11 protein-coding genes and 3 pseudogenes are annotated in these 15,482 nt (G+C 65.9%); 6 read left to right on the top strand and 8 right to left on the bottom strand.

Going from position 1 to position 15,482, the window contains the following annotated elements:
• On the top strand, window positions 1-1,651 hold a 1,651-nt coding region (locus tag BN972_RS30685), incomplete at its 5' end, for a helix-turn-helix transcriptional regulator (RefSeq protein WP_235192586.1).
• A gap of 72 nt (window positions 1,652-1,723) precedes the next feature.
• Here BN972_RS30685 and BN972_RS25455 read toward each other — a convergent pair.
• Window positions 1,724-3,196, bottom strand: coding sequence for a PE domain-containing protein (locus BN972_RS25455; protein WP_051545809.1), 1,473 nt, complete (start codon window positions 3,194-3,196; stop codon window positions 1,724-1,726).
• A gap of 460 nt (window positions 3,197-3,656) precedes the next feature.
• On the opposite strand from BN972_RS25455, the pseudogene BN972_RS25450 reads away from it, so the two are divergent.
• Window positions 3,657-4,948: pseudogene (locus BN972_RS25450) on the top strand (citrate synthase).
• Here the strand turns inward: BN972_RS25450 and BN972_RS25445 are convergent.
• Both BN972_RS25445 and BN972_RS25440 read right to left on the bottom strand, forming a co-directional pair.
• Window positions 4,945-6,531: a phytoene desaturase family protein gene (locus tag BN972_RS25445; RefSeq protein ID WP_036364566.1), complete on the bottom strand. Its 1,587-nt coding sequence runs from the start codon at window positions 6,529-6,531 to the stop codon at window positions 4,945-4,947. The pseudogene BN972_RS25450 and the gene BN972_RS25445 sit on opposite strands and share 4 nt — an antisense overlap.
• Window positions 6,528-6,791 carry a DUF2630 family protein gene (locus BN972_RS25440; protein WP_036364563.1) on the bottom strand — a complete coding sequence of 88 codons (264 nt, stop codon included), beginning with the start codon at window positions 6,789-6,791 and terminating at the stop codon, window positions 6,528-6,530. The genes BN972_RS25445 and BN972_RS25440 overlap by 4 nt, the downstream gene beginning before the upstream one ends.
• Window positions 6,792-6,891: 100 nt before the next feature.
• Between BN972_RS25440 and arfA the strand changes: the two genes are divergently transcribed.
• From arfA to arfC (BN972_RS31420), 4 genes and pseudogenes are all read left to right on the top strand, one after another.
• Window positions 6,892-7,902, top strand: a complete 1,011-nt coding sequence (gene arfA, locus BN972_RS25435; RefSeq protein ID WP_036364560.1) for a channel-forming protein ArfA/OmpATb — start codon at window positions 6,892-6,894, stop codon at window positions 7,900-7,902.
• A gap of 10 nt (window positions 7,903-7,912) precedes the next feature.
• Window positions 7,913-9,322, top strand: coding sequence for a hypothetical protein (locus tag BN972_RS28605; RefSeq protein ID WP_036364557.1), 1,410 nt, complete (start codon window positions 7,913-7,915; stop codon window positions 9,320-9,322).
• A pseudogene (arfC, locus tag BN972_RS31425) lies at window positions 9,274-9,408 on the top strand (channel accessory protein ArfC); the annotation flags it as partial. The gene BN972_RS28605 and the pseudogene arfC (BN972_RS31425), both read left to right, overlap by 49 nt.
• A 102-nt stretch (window positions 9,409-9,510) precedes the next feature.
• Window positions 9,511-10,104: a channel accessory protein ArfC, sunset domain variant gene (gene arfC / locus BN972_RS31420; protein ID WP_455709866.1), complete on the top strand. Its 594-nt coding sequence runs from the start codon at window positions 9,511-9,513 to the stop codon at window positions 10,102-10,104.
• Window positions 10,105-10,115: 11 nt separating this feature from the next.
• Here arfC (BN972_RS31420) and prrB read toward each other — a convergent pair whose 3' ends face one another.
• From prrB to BN972_RS29855, 5 genes and pseudogenes are all read right to left on the bottom strand, one after another.
• Window positions 10,116-11,456 (bottom strand): two-component system sensor histidine kinase PrrB, encoded by a 1,341-nt coding sequence (gene prrB, locus BN972_RS25420; RefSeq protein WP_036365862.1) that lies wholly within the window; start codon window positions 11,454-11,456, stop codon window positions 10,116-10,118.
• A gap of 25 nt (window positions 11,457-11,481) precedes the next feature.
• Window positions 11,482-12,183: a two-component system response regulator PrrA gene (gene prrA / locus BN972_RS25415; RefSeq protein WP_036364553.1), complete on the bottom strand. Its 702-nt coding sequence runs from the start codon at window positions 12,181-12,183 to the stop codon at window positions 11,482-11,484.
• A gap of 373 nt (window positions 12,184-12,556) precedes the next feature.
• Window positions 12,557-14,227: an FAD-binding dehydrogenase gene (locus BN972_RS25410; RefSeq protein ID WP_036364550.1), complete on the bottom strand. Its 1,671-nt coding sequence runs from the start codon at window positions 14,225-14,227 to the stop codon at window positions 12,557-12,559.
• A 112-nt stretch (window positions 14,228-14,339) separates the two neighbouring features.
• Window positions 14,340-14,921: a TetR/AcrR family transcriptional regulator gene (locus BN972_RS25405; RefSeq protein WP_235192585.1), complete on the bottom strand. Its 582-nt coding sequence runs from the start codon at window positions 14,919-14,921 to the stop codon at window positions 14,340-14,342.
• 194 nt (window positions 14,922-15,115) lie between these two features.
• Window positions 15,116-15,482: pseudogene (locus BN972_RS29855) on the bottom strand (hypothetical protein); the annotation flags it as partial.

Raw genomic sequence — 15,482 nt, 5'->3', positions numbered from 1 at the left:
GACGACGATCCACCTTGTGGTGCGGCGCGCCGCGCTGATGCTCGACTCCGATTTGAACACGGACGCCGAACTTATGGTCAGAGCGGCACACGGCGCCGTGTGGCTGGCAAACCTCCCCCTTGCGGATCGCCTTGCCGAAGCGGCGGTCCGGGCGGGAGCGGGAGTCGACGCGGGTTTCCTACGCGCACATGCACTGTCGTGGTCGGGCCGGGGGGAGGAAGCCGACTCAGTATTGGCCGCGCTGGATCAAGGACCGTTGACGGAGACGGAGCGTGCCCAGCTGGCATTCCTTCGGGCCAGCAACATGCTTTGGGCACTCGGCGATCCCACGAGGGCCAAAGAGATCATCAATGAGGCGTCGCACTTGACCGCGCCGCAGGCTCGTAGCTATATCGACGCGTTCCTCACCGTCTATTGGTTCGCCACCGATCAGCCAGAGCGCGCCGAGCAAGCGTCGAAAAGCCTGGTCCTGGAAGAACTTCCGGCCGTGGTCGGCGCGGAGATCGCCTGGGTACTTGCCACCATCGCCGCCGATGCCGGACGCACCACAGTCGCCGTCGCGGCGGCGGAGTCGGGGTATCGCGCGGTCGCGCGCTCACTTGATCCGCCGCACATGGGTTTCAACATCGCCGATTCACACGTCACCGCGCTCATGCTGTCCGGGCGTATTGCCGAGGCCTTCGATGTCGCCGACGAGGTGCGTCGGCAGGCGGCCGACCTGCCGGGGGCGGCTCAATTGCTCGGCGCCGCGGTTGCCGGTCGCGCTGCCCTGGCCGGCGGGCAGCTGAACTCCGCGAGCGGATGGCTCCAACAGACAGCGGTCGGACTTTCCGCTACCCATGCTCTGGGTTGGGGGTACCGCTATCAGATCTCGCTTGCGATGGCGCTTGGAATGCGCGGCTCCCTGGCCGAGGCAACCGACATCCTGGATGCCATCGACGAGCAGCAACGCCCGTTCCGCTCGCTGGCTTATGAACGGACTTTGGCCCGGGCGTGGGTGTGCGCTGGACAGGGTGCCGTCAGCCAAGCCATCGCCAATTTGTCCGCCGGCGCTGAAAATGCCCGGGCGAAGGGGCAATTCGCTGCCGAAGTGCTGTGCTTGCAGACCGCTGCGCAGTTCGGTGACCGGTCCGGGACGGCCAGGTTACGGGAGCTCGAACGCGTCGTGGAAGGACCGCGCGCTGGTCTCGCGGCACGGTTCTCAGCCGCTTTGGCTGACGGTGACGCCGCTCAATTAAGCGAGATTTCAATGGCATTCGAGTCGATGGGCGATATCGTCGCAGCACTTGATGCCGCCGCGCACGCCGCCAATGTCTATCGTAGCCAGGGTTTACGGGGGTCGGCTCTGGGATGTGCGACGCGGGCCGGTGTGCTGGCCGAGAAATGCGGAGGGATCACGACTCCGGCGCTCCGTCAGGTCGGAGAGCCAGTGCCCTTCACCGATCGCGAACGCGAGATTGTCATGCTGATCGGGGAGGGGCTGTCCAACCGCGCCGTCGCCGAGCGGCTGACTCTGTCCGTCCGCACCGTAGAAAGTCACATCTATCGGGCGATGGCAAAGACCGGAACAACGACCCGCGAAGAGCTCGCCGCGCTGCTACCGCGTGGGGCGGCGGGCGATGGCGTCCGCGTTGGTCACCGAGTGCGGTGAAGCCCGGAGACCATGCGGAGGGCGCCGCTGCAGCCTAGGGAAGGCGATCGCTGCCTCGGCCGATTCTGACGATCAAAGGCGCCCGATGTTGAACAGACCGGCCACGCCGGAGGCCATGTTCAGGAACCCTGAGGCGAAAGCACTGTAATAGCCGACTGGTTGGCCAAGGATCGGCGCCGTGACGGTGGTGTTCAAGAAACCCGAGACGCGACCGTTGAGGCCTGAGCCGCCGACGGCCAGGTTGGAGATTCCCGAGACGGCGTGGTTGATCGCCCCGCCACCTTTGGCGGTATTGAAGAGGCCGGACATTTGCTCTCCGGTGTTCCCGATGCCTGAGACCTTGGTTCCCGAATTGTTGAAGCCCGAGTTGGCCAGTCCGGTATCCGTCGACGAGCCGATCGCGGTATTTGTGCTGCCTGAGTTCCACCAGCCGGTGTTAGTGTCGCCCGAGTTGCCGTCCCCGGTGTTGTAGTAGCCCGCATTCCAGGAACCGGAGTTGACATAGCCGGCGTTACCCGTGCCGGTGTTGTAACTGCCCGAGTTTGCGAAACCGGTGTTGACCGAACCGGAATTCCCGGCGCCGGTGTTGAGTACACCCGCATTGCCGATGCCGAAATTGCCCGCTCCGGAATTGCCGATGCCGAAGTTATTGTGCATCCCGGGAAGTTCCGCGGGGTGCACTCCGCTGTTGAAGATGCCGACATTCCCAGTGCCCGAGTTGAAGAGGCCGACGTTGTTGGTCCCGGAGTTCCCGAAACCGATGTTGCCATCACCCGAGTTCAGCAGGCCGAAAAGGTTTACGCCCACCTGGTTGTTGCCGGTGAGCCCGATTCCGATGTTGTTGTTCCCCGTGTTTCCGAAGCCGAAGTTCCCGTTGCCGGTATTGCCCGCCCCGGTGTTGAAACTACCCGAATTCCCACCGCCGCGGTTGCCGACGCCGGTGTTGCCGAGCCCGACGTTGTCGTTACCGGTGTTGCCTATGCCGACATTGTTATTGCCCGGTTGAAAGACACCGTTGCCGATGTTCCCGAAGCCGATGTTGCCGCTGCCGAAGTTCCCTGAACCGATGTTGCCACTGCCGGTATTTCCGCTGCCGACATTGCCGTCGCCGGCGTTGCCACCCCCGAAATTCCGATTGCCGATGTTTCCGTTGCCAACGTTGCCGCTGCCGTTGTTGCCGCCGCCGAGATTCATCGTGCCCCTGTTCCCGAGGCCGAGATTCATCAGCGTCTCTTGCAGACTGGCGGCGGGCAAAGATCGTGCGGCGGCAGCCTCTGCTCCGGTGTAGGAATCCACCGTTGCAACCAAAGCCCGTACGAACTGTTGGTGGAAAGCCGCCGCCTGAGCGCTCAGCACCTGGTAGACCCTGCCGTGCGTGGAGAACAGACTCGCGATCGCCGCCGACACCTCGTCGGCCCCCGCCGCCAGCACCGCGGTGGTCGGAGCGGTGACTGCGGTATCGGCTGCCGCGATCGCCGCTTCGAGACTGGCCAAATTAGATGCGGCTGCGCTGATTAACTCCGGTGCCGCGATCAGGTAGGACATGAGTACCCCCGCTTTTGACTGTCGCTGAACATCGCGTAATCAGCCTCGCGTGTCGTGGCATTGGCTGTTTAAGTAGCGAACTACTTAATCGCGTACCGGCCGGCGCCGTTTGGCCCAACGGCGCCATCACTGCGTCGTCGGCGAGCCATGCGCTTAGCTGCTTGGAGTTGACGCAACGAATCGGGCTCAATTCCGCAGCGACGTGCCGCATGCCCCTTCAAGGCGTCATCCCCGGCCCTGCCGGTCCGGGAGTCCCGACCACGCCAATCGGACAAGGATAGGCCGATGACCAGTGCGTTAACCCCATTCTTGGCATCTCAGTCGCCCGCCGGGCACGCAGACCCGACCCCGCGCAGGCACGCCGTCGCAATAACGACTACCTTCACCTATACGTACCTAGTGCACCTCTGTCGCACCTAGGGCGGGCAGCCATATCAAGCCTGAGCGCAAAGGGGTTCTCGTGGGCGACACCGACGACACCGCAACTCTGAAGTACCCGGGGGCGAGATCGACCTGCAGATCACGCACGCCACCGAAGGTGCCGACGGCATTGCGCTCGGTCCGCTGCTGTCGAAGACGGGTCACACCACCTTCGACAACGGCTTCGTCAACACCGCGGCATGCAAGAGCGCCATCACCTACATCGACGGCGATGCGGGGATTCTGCGCTACCGCGGCTATCCGATTGACCAGCTTGCGGAGAAGTCGACCTTCATCGAAGTCAGTTACCTGCTGATTTATGGCGAGTTGCCCACCACCGACCAGCTTGCCGAGTTCACCGGCCGGATCCAGCGCCACACCATGCTGCACGAGGACCTCAAGCGGTTCTTCGACGGTTTCCCGCGCAACGCCCATCCGATGCCGGTGCTGTCCAGTGTCGTCAACGCCCTCTCGGCGTACTACCAGGACGCCCTGGACCCGATGGACAACAACCAGGTCGAGCTGTCGACCATCCGGCTGCTTGCCAAGCTGCCGACGATCGCCGCCTACGCATACAAGAAGTCCGTCGGGCAGCCGTTCCTCTACCCCGACAACTCGCTGTCGCTGGTCGAGAACTTCCTGCGGATGACGTTCGGTTTCCCGGCCGAGCCCTACCAGCCCGACCCCGAAGTGGTGCGGGCGCTGGACATGCTGTTCATCCTGCACGCCGATCACGAGCAGAACTGCTCGACGTCCACTGTCCGCCTGGTGGGCTCGTCGCGGGCCAACTTGTTCACCTCGATCTCCGGCGGCATCAACGCGCTGTGGGGCCCGCTGCACGGCGGCGCCAACCAGGCGGTGCTCGAGATGCTCGAGCAGATCAAGGAGAGTGGCGACGACGTCGGCGAATTCGTCCGCAAGGTGAAGAACCGTGAAGAGGGCGTCAAACTGATGGGCTTCGGCCACCGCGTCTACAAGAACTACGACCCGCGCGCCCGCATCGTCAAGGAACAGGCCGACAAGATCCTGGCCAAACTGGGCGGAGACCCGCTGCTCGACATCGCCAAGCAGCTCGAAGAGGCCGCGCTGACCGACGATTACTTCGTCGAGCGCAAGCTCTACCCGAACGTCGACTTCTACACCGGCCTGATCTACCGGGCGCTGGGCTTCCCGGTGCGGATGTTCACCGTGCTGTTCGCGCTGGGCCGGTTGCCGGGCTGGATCGCGCACTGGCGCGAGATGCACGACGAGGGCGACAGCAAGATCGGTCGTCCGCGCCAGATCTACACCGGTTATACCGAGCGGGACTACGTCGGCATCGACGGCCGCTAGCTTTCTCGGCGGTTTTCCCCCTGCTCGCGCAGGGTAGCGAGCACTGCCATGGCGGCATTGTGGCCGCCGACGCCCGACACCCCGCCCCCACGGCGGGCGGCGGAGCCGCACAGCATAATCCGCGGGTGCTCGGTGGCGACTCCCCACTGACGCGCCGGTGTGTCCAGTGGGTCATCGTCGTCGGCGAACGGCCAGTCCAACGCACCGTGAAAAATGTTGCCCGCCGTCATGCGCAGCGTCTGTTCGAGGTCCACGGTGGTTGTCGTCTCCAGACAGGGACGACCGTTCGCGTCGGTCAATAGCACATCCTGAATAGGTTCGGCCAAAACAGAATTCAGCGATGTAAGCACCAAATCGGTGAGTCGTTGACGCAACTCGGCGGGACCCGCGGTGCCGAATACGGAATGCGGGGCGTGCAAACCGAACACCGTCATGGTTTGTACACCCGCCGACTCGGCGCCGACAATGCTCGCATCAGTGAGTGAGTGGCAGTACGCCTCGCACGGCAGCGGATTCGGGATGCGGCCGGCCTGCGCTTGCGTGTATCCGGCGTCGAGCTGCGACCAGGTCTGGTTGACGTGGAAGGTCCCGCCGAATGCCTGTTCCGGACGGACATTTTCATCCCGGAGGTGGGGGAGCCGGCTCAGCACCATATTGACCTTTGTCTGGGCGCCGGGCGCCATCGCGGGCGGCGGTTCGCCCAGCAAGTTGGCCAGCACCGCGGGTCCCACACCGGCGAGGACGAACCGGCCGCGAACCAGGTGCTCGTCACCGCCGTTGCGGTAGTGCACCTCACCGTCGGGGGCGATGCCGAAAACATCTGCGTCAGTGACGATCTCGGCGCCATGTTGGGTGGCGGCGGCCGCCAGCGCCGAGGAGACCGCACCCATCCCGCCCACGGGCACGTTCCAGTCGCCGGTGCCGCCGCCGAGCACGTGGTACAGGAAGCATTTGTTCTGTATCAGTGACGGCTCGTCCAGGCGAGCGAAGGTTCCGATCAGCGCATCGGTGGCGATCACCCCGCGCACCAGGTCGTTGCCCACGGCGCTGGTGATCGCGTGCCCGATCGGCTCCTCGACCATGGCGCGCCAGGCGGCCGCCGCGTCGGGATCTCCGTTGGCCAGCACGAGTCGACGCGCCTGTTCGCGGCTGCGCAGCGGTTCGAGGAGCGTGGGCCACAGCGGCCGGGTCACCGATTGGCAGCGCCGGTAGAACGCGATGAAGCCCTGCTCGTCGGCCGCGGCGTCGACGGCGGCGAATGTGCTTGAAGGACCGATCAGCAGGCCGGTGCGTCCGGCGGTCGCGGGATCGGGGGTGTAGGACGAATAGCGCCGCTGCAGCAAACGCACCGGGGCGCCCAGGTCGGCCAGGATGCGCGACGGCAGCAGGCTGACCAGATACGAATAGCGCGAAAGTCGCACGTCCACGCCGGCGAAGACCGGCGTCGAGACCGTGGCCCCGCCGACATGTCCCAGGCGCTCGAGTAACCGAACCCGAAGGCCCGCGCGGGCCAGGTAAGCGGCCGCGACCAGGCCATTGTGACCGCCGCCCACGACGATCACATCGCGATCAGCCTGCGTCAGTTGAGGTAGCCCTCGACCTCGTCCGCCGGCCGCACGGCCGCTTCACTCGGGTCGCCGCCGGTTTCGCGCAGGGCCCGTCGTTGCCGCAGCAAGTCCCAGCACTGGTCGAGTTCGACCTCGATGCGGCGCAGCTGTTGCTGTTCTTCCGACTCGCTGATCTCGCCGTCCTGCAGGGCCGCTCGCAGCGCCTTCTCCTGGGCAACCAGGTCCTGGATGTGCGCAAAGGTCTCGTTGTCTACTGGTTTCCTGCCGTTACCCATTGCTCCAGTGTGCCCGACAATCACCAGGACACCGGTGCGGACTCGGTAGGCTGCATATCGCCTGGAAGCGCAACAACGCGTCAAAGAGTGAGGAGCGACGGTGGGGGCAGATGTGGGTGTGGAGGAACCGCCCGCGCCCACTGCCGAGCAAATCAGCGAGCCACGGGCACCTGCGAATGATCGACAGCAGACCGGCCGTACCTGGTTGATCGCCGCGGCCGTGGTCCCGTTTCTGATCGCGATCATCGGCTATGGTGCCTATGAGCGGCCCACCGGTGTGAACGGCCCGACTGGTGACCTGCCGACTCTGACGGGTCCCATCGCTGGTCCCAGCGCCGCGACCCAACCTTTGTCGCTCCTGTCGATCAGCCGCAACGGCAACAGCCTGACGTTGGTCGGCGACTTCCCCAACGATGCCGCCAAAGCGGCACTGATGAAATCTCTCCGGGCGATGACGACACCCGGCGTCGTCGTCGTCGACCAGATCCGGATCGATCCCCTGGTCCGCGCGCTCGATTTTGCCGCCGCAGAACCCGTCTTCGCTGCCGGGGCGCCGATTCCCGATTTCACGCTCCGAGTCGAGCAGGACACGGTCACCTTGACCGGCACAGCCGCCTCGCCCGATCAGAAGACCGCGGTGGAGCACGCTGCGGCCAGCGCCTGGCCCGAGCTGAGTGTGAACAGCAAGATCGCCACGCGGACCCAGGTCACGCCCGGCGCTCCGGCCACTGCCACGCCCGGGCCCACTTCCTGCAACGACCTGCAAACCGCGATCAATGCCATGACGGGAGGACCACTCGCCTTCGGCAACGACGGGGTGGCCCTGACCCCCCAAGACAAGCAAAACCTGATCAAGGTGGCCGACCGGCTGAAGGCATGCCCCAACGCGCGGGTAACCATCAACGGGTACTCCGACAACAGCAGCAGCGAAGCCATGAACTTGCCACTCACCACGCAGCGGGCCACCTCGGTCGCCGAATACCTCATCGCCAACGGTGTGGCTCGCGACCACGTCGTCGCCAAGGGTCTCGGATCCGCCAACCCGATCGCCAGCAACGACACGGTCGAGGGTCGCGCCAAGAACCGCCGCGTCGAGATCGTGGTCAGCTAGGGGGACGAACATGGGCTTCGTGATCCAGTGGGTGGTGTACCTGGCCGCTTTCGTGGCCGGGTCGGCTACTGCCTACGGGATCGTCGCGCTGAAGCGAAGGATCGACGGCCGGGCTGACAAAGCCGGTCTGGCCGCGGCCGAGTCGGGGGCGGCCGAGTTGGAGGTTTCGGAGCCGACGGCCGAGCTGGGCGGGGATGAGCGGGAAGCGGAGGTAGCGCAACCGCAATGGCCGGTGTCTGCGTCTGGGTGGTCTGCAACCACGACTGAGGTCACCGAGCCCGAGCAGGTGTTGTCGGAGCCGATGCCGGCCGCGCCACAGTCTGAACCGGACGCTTCGCCGGCGGCCGTCGAGCCACTGGGGGAAGCGGAGCCGGAGAGTGTGCCCGCTGAGCAGGCCGAGCCGGAGCCGGGGGCCGCGGAGCCCCAGCCGGAGCCCGACGCGGAGCCGGAGCTCGTGTTGGCCGCGCCCGAACCGGAACCGGAACCGGAAGCGACGGCCGCAGAGCCGCTGCCGCAAGCAGAACCCGAGCTAGCCGCGGCCGAACCGCAAGTAGAACCCGAGCCGCTGGCGGCCGAGCTGGAACTTGAGCCGGTTGCTGCGGAGCCCGCGCCAGAAGCCGAGGCTGAGCCCGAGGGGGGTCCTGAGCCGGTGGCCGCGGAGCCTCAGCCGGAACCGGAGCCTGAACCCGAGCCCGAACCGGAATCGAAAGCCGAGCCGGCGGCCGCGCAGCTCGACGTCGAGCCGGAGGTTACCGAATCACCATCGGCCGAGGACGTGCCGGTGGCTGACGCGCCGCAGCCTCGTTGGCCTGGTGCGACGGCTCAGTGGCATGGCTTCGATCTCGGGAGGCCTGAGCCCGAGCCGGAAGCCGAGACCGCGCCTGTTGCCGAAGCGGAGCCAGAGCCAGAGCCAGAACCTGTGGCCGCCGAGCTCGACATCGAGCCAGAAGTTACTGAGTCACCATCGGTCGAGGAGGTGCCGGCGGCGGATGTGGCGCCCCAATGGCCCGGTGCTCCGGCTCAGTGGCATGGTTTCGAGCTCGGCGGAACCGAGCCCGAGCCCGAGCAGACCGCCGAGCCCGCACCCGAGCCGGAGCCCGAGCCCGCGTCGGTCGAGCCTGAAGCGGAGGTTGCCGAGGCAGCCCAAGACGAAGTTGTGCCCGAGTTGCCGCAGCCCCAGTGGCCCGGCCCGCCGTCGCAATGGCATGGATTCGATCCGACTGCGCACCAGCCCGAGCCCGAGCACGCGGCTGCCCGGCCGGATCCCGAACCCGAGCCCGAACCGGAGCCCGAGGCCGTCGCGCCGGAGCCCGAACCGGAGCCGGAGCCAGAACCCATCCCGGAGCCAGAACCCCAACTGGTACGGCCGCAGTGGCCCGGACCGCCATCGCAGTGGCCGGGGATCGGAGTGCGACGGTGAGCGGGCACGTGCACTGGTGGTTGGCCGCCCTGTCCTTCGCGTTGGGCATGGTGTTGACCTTCACACTGACCCGACCCGTCAAAGCGCAGATTCCGGCGTGGGTTCTCGATGGACCGAGTCCGCGTCCGGTGGCCGAGTCCGCGCCGTCGGTTACGGAGGTAAACCTGGCCGAGGCGCCGACGCAGCAGATGCCCGTCGTCACGACGAGGCCGCCAACCAAGAAGACCGTGCCGACAACACCGCCGAAGAAGCGCAGACCTCCCGCTCCCGCAGATGCGCGACTGAGAGCCGGTTCGGGAGAAGCCGTCACGGAACGAATCAAGATGATCAGGGATGCGCCGACGGAACGCATCCCGATCTCCGAAGACGCTGCGACGCAGCGTATCCCGGTGGTCAAGAAAGCCCCGGCGAAGAGGACACCCGCCAAGAAGGGTGTCCCCGCCAAGGCGCGGCCGAAAGGACCGCGAGGCACCGCGACCAAACGCGTCCCAGGCTCCAAAGACGCTGCAACCAAAAAGATCTCGGTCGGTGACGACGCACCTACCGCGGCGTTGCCGCCACTGATGCCGTACGCGCCCTATGGCCCGGGCTCCATGCGCGCCAACCCGGATGGCAGCGGACCGGAGGACTGGCCCGTGAAGGGACGCACAGATTCGCGCCTCTTCTACACTCCCGACGATCCGGACTACGAGAGCATCGAAGCCCAGGTCTGGTTTGAGAACGAAGAGTTGGCCAAGCGGGCTTTCTTCACGCCGTGGAGCAGAAGCACCCGCAAGAAGTAACCGCCGGAAGGTCAGCTCGGGCCGGGCAGGCGCAGCACCAGGCGTGCTCCGCCCATGGGGCTGTTCTCCAATGACGCGGTCCCGCCGTGCAAATGGGCTTGTTGGGCCACCAACGCCAGCCCCAGCCCAGAACCCGAATGCGAGGCCGTCGACCCCCGGGAGAACCGCTCGAAGACCACCTGCCGTTCCTCTTCGGGCACCCCGGAGCCGTCGTCGTCGATCGCGATCTCCACGCCCGCGCGCGAACTCACGGCCGACAGCTGGACCCGGGTCGCGCCGCCGTGCTTGACGGCATTGGCAATCGCGTTGTCCACCGCCAGGCGCAACCCGGCGGGCATCCCGACGATGATGCAGGTTGGCGACGGCACCAGCGAAACATCCAGGTCGGGGTAGATGCGGGTCGCGTCGTGGGCGGCCCGGTCGAGCAGGTCGGTGATGTCGACCGGTACGTGGTCGTCGGAGGTGGACAATTCGCCCTGGGCCAGGCGCTCGAGCGCGCTGAGCGTGGCTTCGATCCGCGACTGGGTGCGGATCACGTCGTTGAGGACCTCTTTGCGCTGGTCGTCGGGTAGATCGAGGGTAGACAGCACCTCGAGGTTGGTCCTCATCGCGGTAAGCGGTGTACGCAGCTCGTGCGAGGAAACCGCCGCGAAGTCCCGCGCCGACGCCAGCGCCTCCTGGGTCCGGTTCTGCTCGTTCCAGATCCGCTGCAGCATGCCTCGCATCGCCTCGGCGATCTCAACGGCCTCGCTGGCTCCGTGCACTTCGACTCGGGGCGCCTCGTCGCCGGCGTCGATAGACCGGGTTTGCTCGGCGAGCTGCTTGAACGGCCGCACCGCGAAGGCAGCCAGCAACCATGCGAACACCGCCGCCGCGCTGATGGCGAAACCGCAGATCAGCAGCACTCGTCGGTGCAGATTGTTGGTCTCGGCATAAGTCGCGTCATACGTCGCGCCGACGGCCAGCGAAGTGGGTTCTGGACCGGGGATTTCCACCGTGCGTACCCGGTACCGCACGCCGTGAATGAACGTATCGGCGTAATCGGCTTGCAGCCTGGGCAGCGTGATGTCTGAATTCGACTTGATGACATTGCCGCGTCGAACCGTGATCAGGGCGTCTTGGTCGTTGGGGGAGCGTGGGATCTCGTCGAGGCCGCGGGGCACGAATGGGATGGCGAAGCCGGCCGCCTCGTCCAGCCGGCGGTCCAGCCGTTCTTTGCGGTCCTTGGTGATACCTACCCACACCACGACGCCGACGATCAGCACCGGGATCGCGGCCCCGATCACCGTCGCCACCACGACCCGCGTCCGCAGCGAGGGCGTCCGGGCGAAGACCCGGGACAGGAAGTTCATCGCCACCATGTGGCACCTCGCGCACTCATTGCATTCTGAGCACGAACCCGACTCCCCGGACGGTGTGCAGCAGCCTCGGACCACCGTTGGCCTCCAGCTTGCGCCGCAGATATCCGATGAAGACGTCGACGACGTTGGTGTCGGCGGCGAAGTCGTAGCCCCACACCAGTTCAAGTAGCTGTGCGCGAGACAAGACTGCCGTCTTGTGCTCGGCCAACACCGCGAGCAGGTCGAACTCCCGCTTAGTCAGGTCGACGTCGACGCCGTTTACCCGCGCCCGGCGCCCCGGGATATCCACTTCCAGTGGACCAACCGTAATGGTTTCCGACGACGACGTCGCGGTGGCACCGCGCCGACGGAGCAGCGCGCGCACTCGGGCCACCAGCTCAGCCAGCACGAACGGTTTGACCAGGTAGTCGTCGGCGCCGGCTTCCAACCCGGCCACTCGATCGTCTACCGAACTGCGCGCGCTGAGCACGCACACCGGCACGTCGTTGTCCATGGCGCGCAGTGCCGTGACGACGCTCACGCCGTCCAGCACCGGCATGTTGATGTCCAGCACAATCGCGTCCGGCCTGGTCTCGGTCGCGCTGCGAAGTGCCTCGGCGCCGTCGACCGCCGTTGATACCTCGAATCCGGAGAGTCGCAGACCGCGCTCCAGCGAGGCGAGCACGTCGGAGTCATCGTCGACAACCAAGACCCGAGGTGAGTTCACACCAGTGTCCATGCGCCTATCTTGCCTGATTGTCGGCGGCGCCGGTGGGAGGCGCGAGGTCCAGGTGACACGCCCGCAGGTAAACATTCTCGGCAAAATGGCTACGGATAGGACGCGGCGCAGATAGCGCTCGGTTGTGGACGGTACGCCGGCATCGAAATCAAATGGCAGAGTCCGGCATTCACCCTTCGGACCATCGTGCAACCTCGAGTTTGATTGCCACCGTGAGGTTCCCGACCATACCCGGAATCCAAGGCCGCGGTCCTCACGATGAACCAGTGGGCAATGGCAGCGCCCAGCGGGCTAGCGAAATCTTCGACGCCGCTTGCGAATCACCGCTGGGCCGTCGAGTACGGCTCTACCACCGCGGCGTACGAGCGATTGCTCAGATGTCCTGGGCCGCACCACGCCCGGCGGCGCGCCCAGAGAAAATGCAGCCGCCGAGAAACGTTCCCTCCAGCGCGTTGTACCCGTGCACGCCTCCGCCACCGAATCCGGCTACCTCGCCCGCCGCGTACAGGCCGGGGATGGGCTGACCGTCGTTACCGATCGCCCGCGATGACAGGTCAGTTTGTATGCCGCCCAACGTTTTCCGGGTCAGGATATGCAGGCGCGCCGCGATCAAGGGTCCAGCTTTGGGATCCAGGATGCGGTGCGGGGTGGCGACCCGGCCGAGCCGGTCGCCGAGCGCGCGCCGAGCGTTGCGGATGCCTTGCACCTGCACGTCTTTGCAGAATGGGTTGGCGACCTGGAGGTCCCGGGCTTCGATCTGCGCGCGGATGCGCGCGGGATCGAGCAGGGGCTCGTCGGTCATTGCGTTCATCTGCTTGACGAGGTCATCGAGATTGTCCGCGACGATGAAGTCGGCGCCGTGGCTCTTGAATGCCTCTACCGGGCCCGTGGCGTCCCGGTTGAAGAACCGCTCCTGGAGAACGGCCATCAGGCTCTTACCGGTGATGTCGGGATTCTGTTCCGACCCCGAGAGTGCGAACTCCTTCTTGATGATCCGTTGGGTCAGGATGAACCAGGAGTAGTCGTATTTCGCGATGTCCGGGTCGGTGCGCAGATGCTTCAGAGTGCCCAGGGTGTCGTAGCCGGGCAGGAAGGGGGCCGGCAGGCGCCGGCCGATCGCGTCGAACCACATCGAGGACGGGCCCGGGATGATGCGGATGGCGTGCTTGGGCCAAATCGGGTCCCAGTTGTTGACGCCTTCGACGTAATGCCACATCCGGTCGCGATTTACCAGCCGAACACCGCTGTCGTTGGCGATGTCGAGCATGCGTCCGTCGACGTAGGCGGGCACACCGGTGATCATCGACGAGGGCGGGCTGCCCAGCCGGTCTGGCCAGTAGCGGCGCACCATCTCGTGATTGGCACCGATGCCCCCGCTGGTGATGATGACCGCTTGCGCCGACAGCTCGAACTCGCCGACCTCGTCGCGATTGGACGGGGCGCCCCGTACCGCGTCGTCGGGTGCCAGGACGGCGCCTTTGACGCCGGTGACCGCGCCGTCGGTGTAGATCAGCTCGTCCACCCGATGCCGGTGATAGAACTTCACCAGACCGTCCTGTGCGGCCCGTAGGGCCGAGTTAACGAACGGTTCGACGACGCCCGTGCCGGTGCCCCAGGCAATGTGGAACCGCGGCACCGAGTTGCCGTGCCCTTCGGCGCGCAGATCCCCGCGTTCGGCCCACCCGACGGTGGGCATCAACTTGATCCCGAGGTCGGTCAGGTAGGAGCGCTTTTCCCCGGCGGCGAATTCGACGTAGGAGCGGGCCCATTTCGCGGCCCAAGCGTCCTCGTCGTCGAGCCGATCGAACGCCGCACTGCCGGACCAGTCGTTCCAGGCTAGCTCGAAGGAGTCCTTGATGCCCAGGCGCCGCTGTTCGGGGGTGTCGACGAGAAAGAGTCCGCCGAACGACCAGAACGCCTGCCCACCCAGGTTGGCTTCGTTCTCCTGATCGATTACCGCGACCTTTTTGCCGCTCCGGGTCAGTTCATGCGTGGCGACCAAGCCGGACAATCCCGCACCGATGACGATGACGTCAGCGTCCATGTGACAGCCTCTCTGCGAGAGTTCGAACTAATGATACGTCAGCGTATCATATACATGAACGTATCGGAAGGGCCTGGTGGGAACGCCACCCGGCCGGGTCGCGATTCGGACTTCAGCGTGTCACCACCACATTCATCAATTGGGTGAGCCAGGCGCGTGCCGCGACCTGGTCGCTGTCTAGGAGCAATTGGACGCTTACCCCGTCGTAGGCCGCGATGATGGCACGGGCGGTGTCGGTGACGCTCTCGATTGCGGGGTGAAAGTCGATGCCGCTCGCGGTCAGTCGCTCCTCGATGACTTTGCGCAACTGGGCGCGGTGGATTTCCCAGCGGTGCGCCAGTTCGGGCTTGCGCGCGGCGTAGAGCAGGAAATCGAATTTGATCAACAGCCACTCGCGTTCGAGCAGCAGGGTGTCCACTATCCGTTCGACGGCCCCGGTCAGGTCGGTAGCGGGATCGCTGTTCTCCATTGCCGTCCGGACTTGATCAGCGGTTCGTACGGCCCACTCGTCGTAGAGCAGGAAAAACAGTTCTTCCAAACTTTCGAACTGGGAGTAGAAGGCGCCCCGGGTGTATCCGGCCGCGTCGCATACATCCTCGATCGTTACGTGCCCGTATCCCTTCTCGGCGAATACTTGAAAGGCGGCCTTGATCAGCCTGGCGCGCGTCTCCGCGCGGCGTTTGGTTACTCGCACCGGCTTTTCTGCCGTAGGTGTCGTTGACGGCGGCATTCTGTTTCCTCCCATTCCCCTATAACCGATACATTGCCACATCGGATACGCGATAGCCACCTCGGCGCAAGCCTCGGAGCCTGATCGTGACCGACACTCAGCAACCCCGGCGCTGAGTTAGCTGCCGGGGTTGCTGAGTCGGGTCGGTCCTAGACGCCGCCGCCGTCACCGCCCTTTCCGCCGCCACCGCCGCCCCCGCCGGTGGTGCCGTTGGGGTTGCCGCCGTTGCCACCGTTGTCGCCGGACTGGCCGGAGAGGGTGATGTTTCCGTACTTTCCGCTGCCACCCTTGCCGCCGGGGCCTCCGGTGCCACCCACCGCACCGGTGCCGGAGCCGAATGGCGGCGCCATGCCGTCCCCGCCGGTGCCGCCGCGGCCCCCGTTCCCGCCGTCGCCGCCTGGACCGCCGTTGCCTTCACCGCCGCCACCTCCGCCGCCGGCGTGACCACCCCTGCCGGCGTTGAACAGGACGGAGGCGTCGGCGCCGTTGCCGCCGTTGCCGCCGTTACCGCCATTGCCGCCGGCG

It is taken from the genome of Mycobacterium asiaticum DSM 44297, assembly GCF_000613245.1.
GTDB classification, from domain to species: domain Bacteria; phylum Actinomycetota; class Actinomycetes; order Mycobacteriales; family Mycobacteriaceae; genus Mycobacterium; species Mycobacterium asiaticum.
The sequence above is the reverse complement of the archived record's forward strand: the minus strand, read 5'-3'. Positions and strand labels throughout refer to the sequence as shown.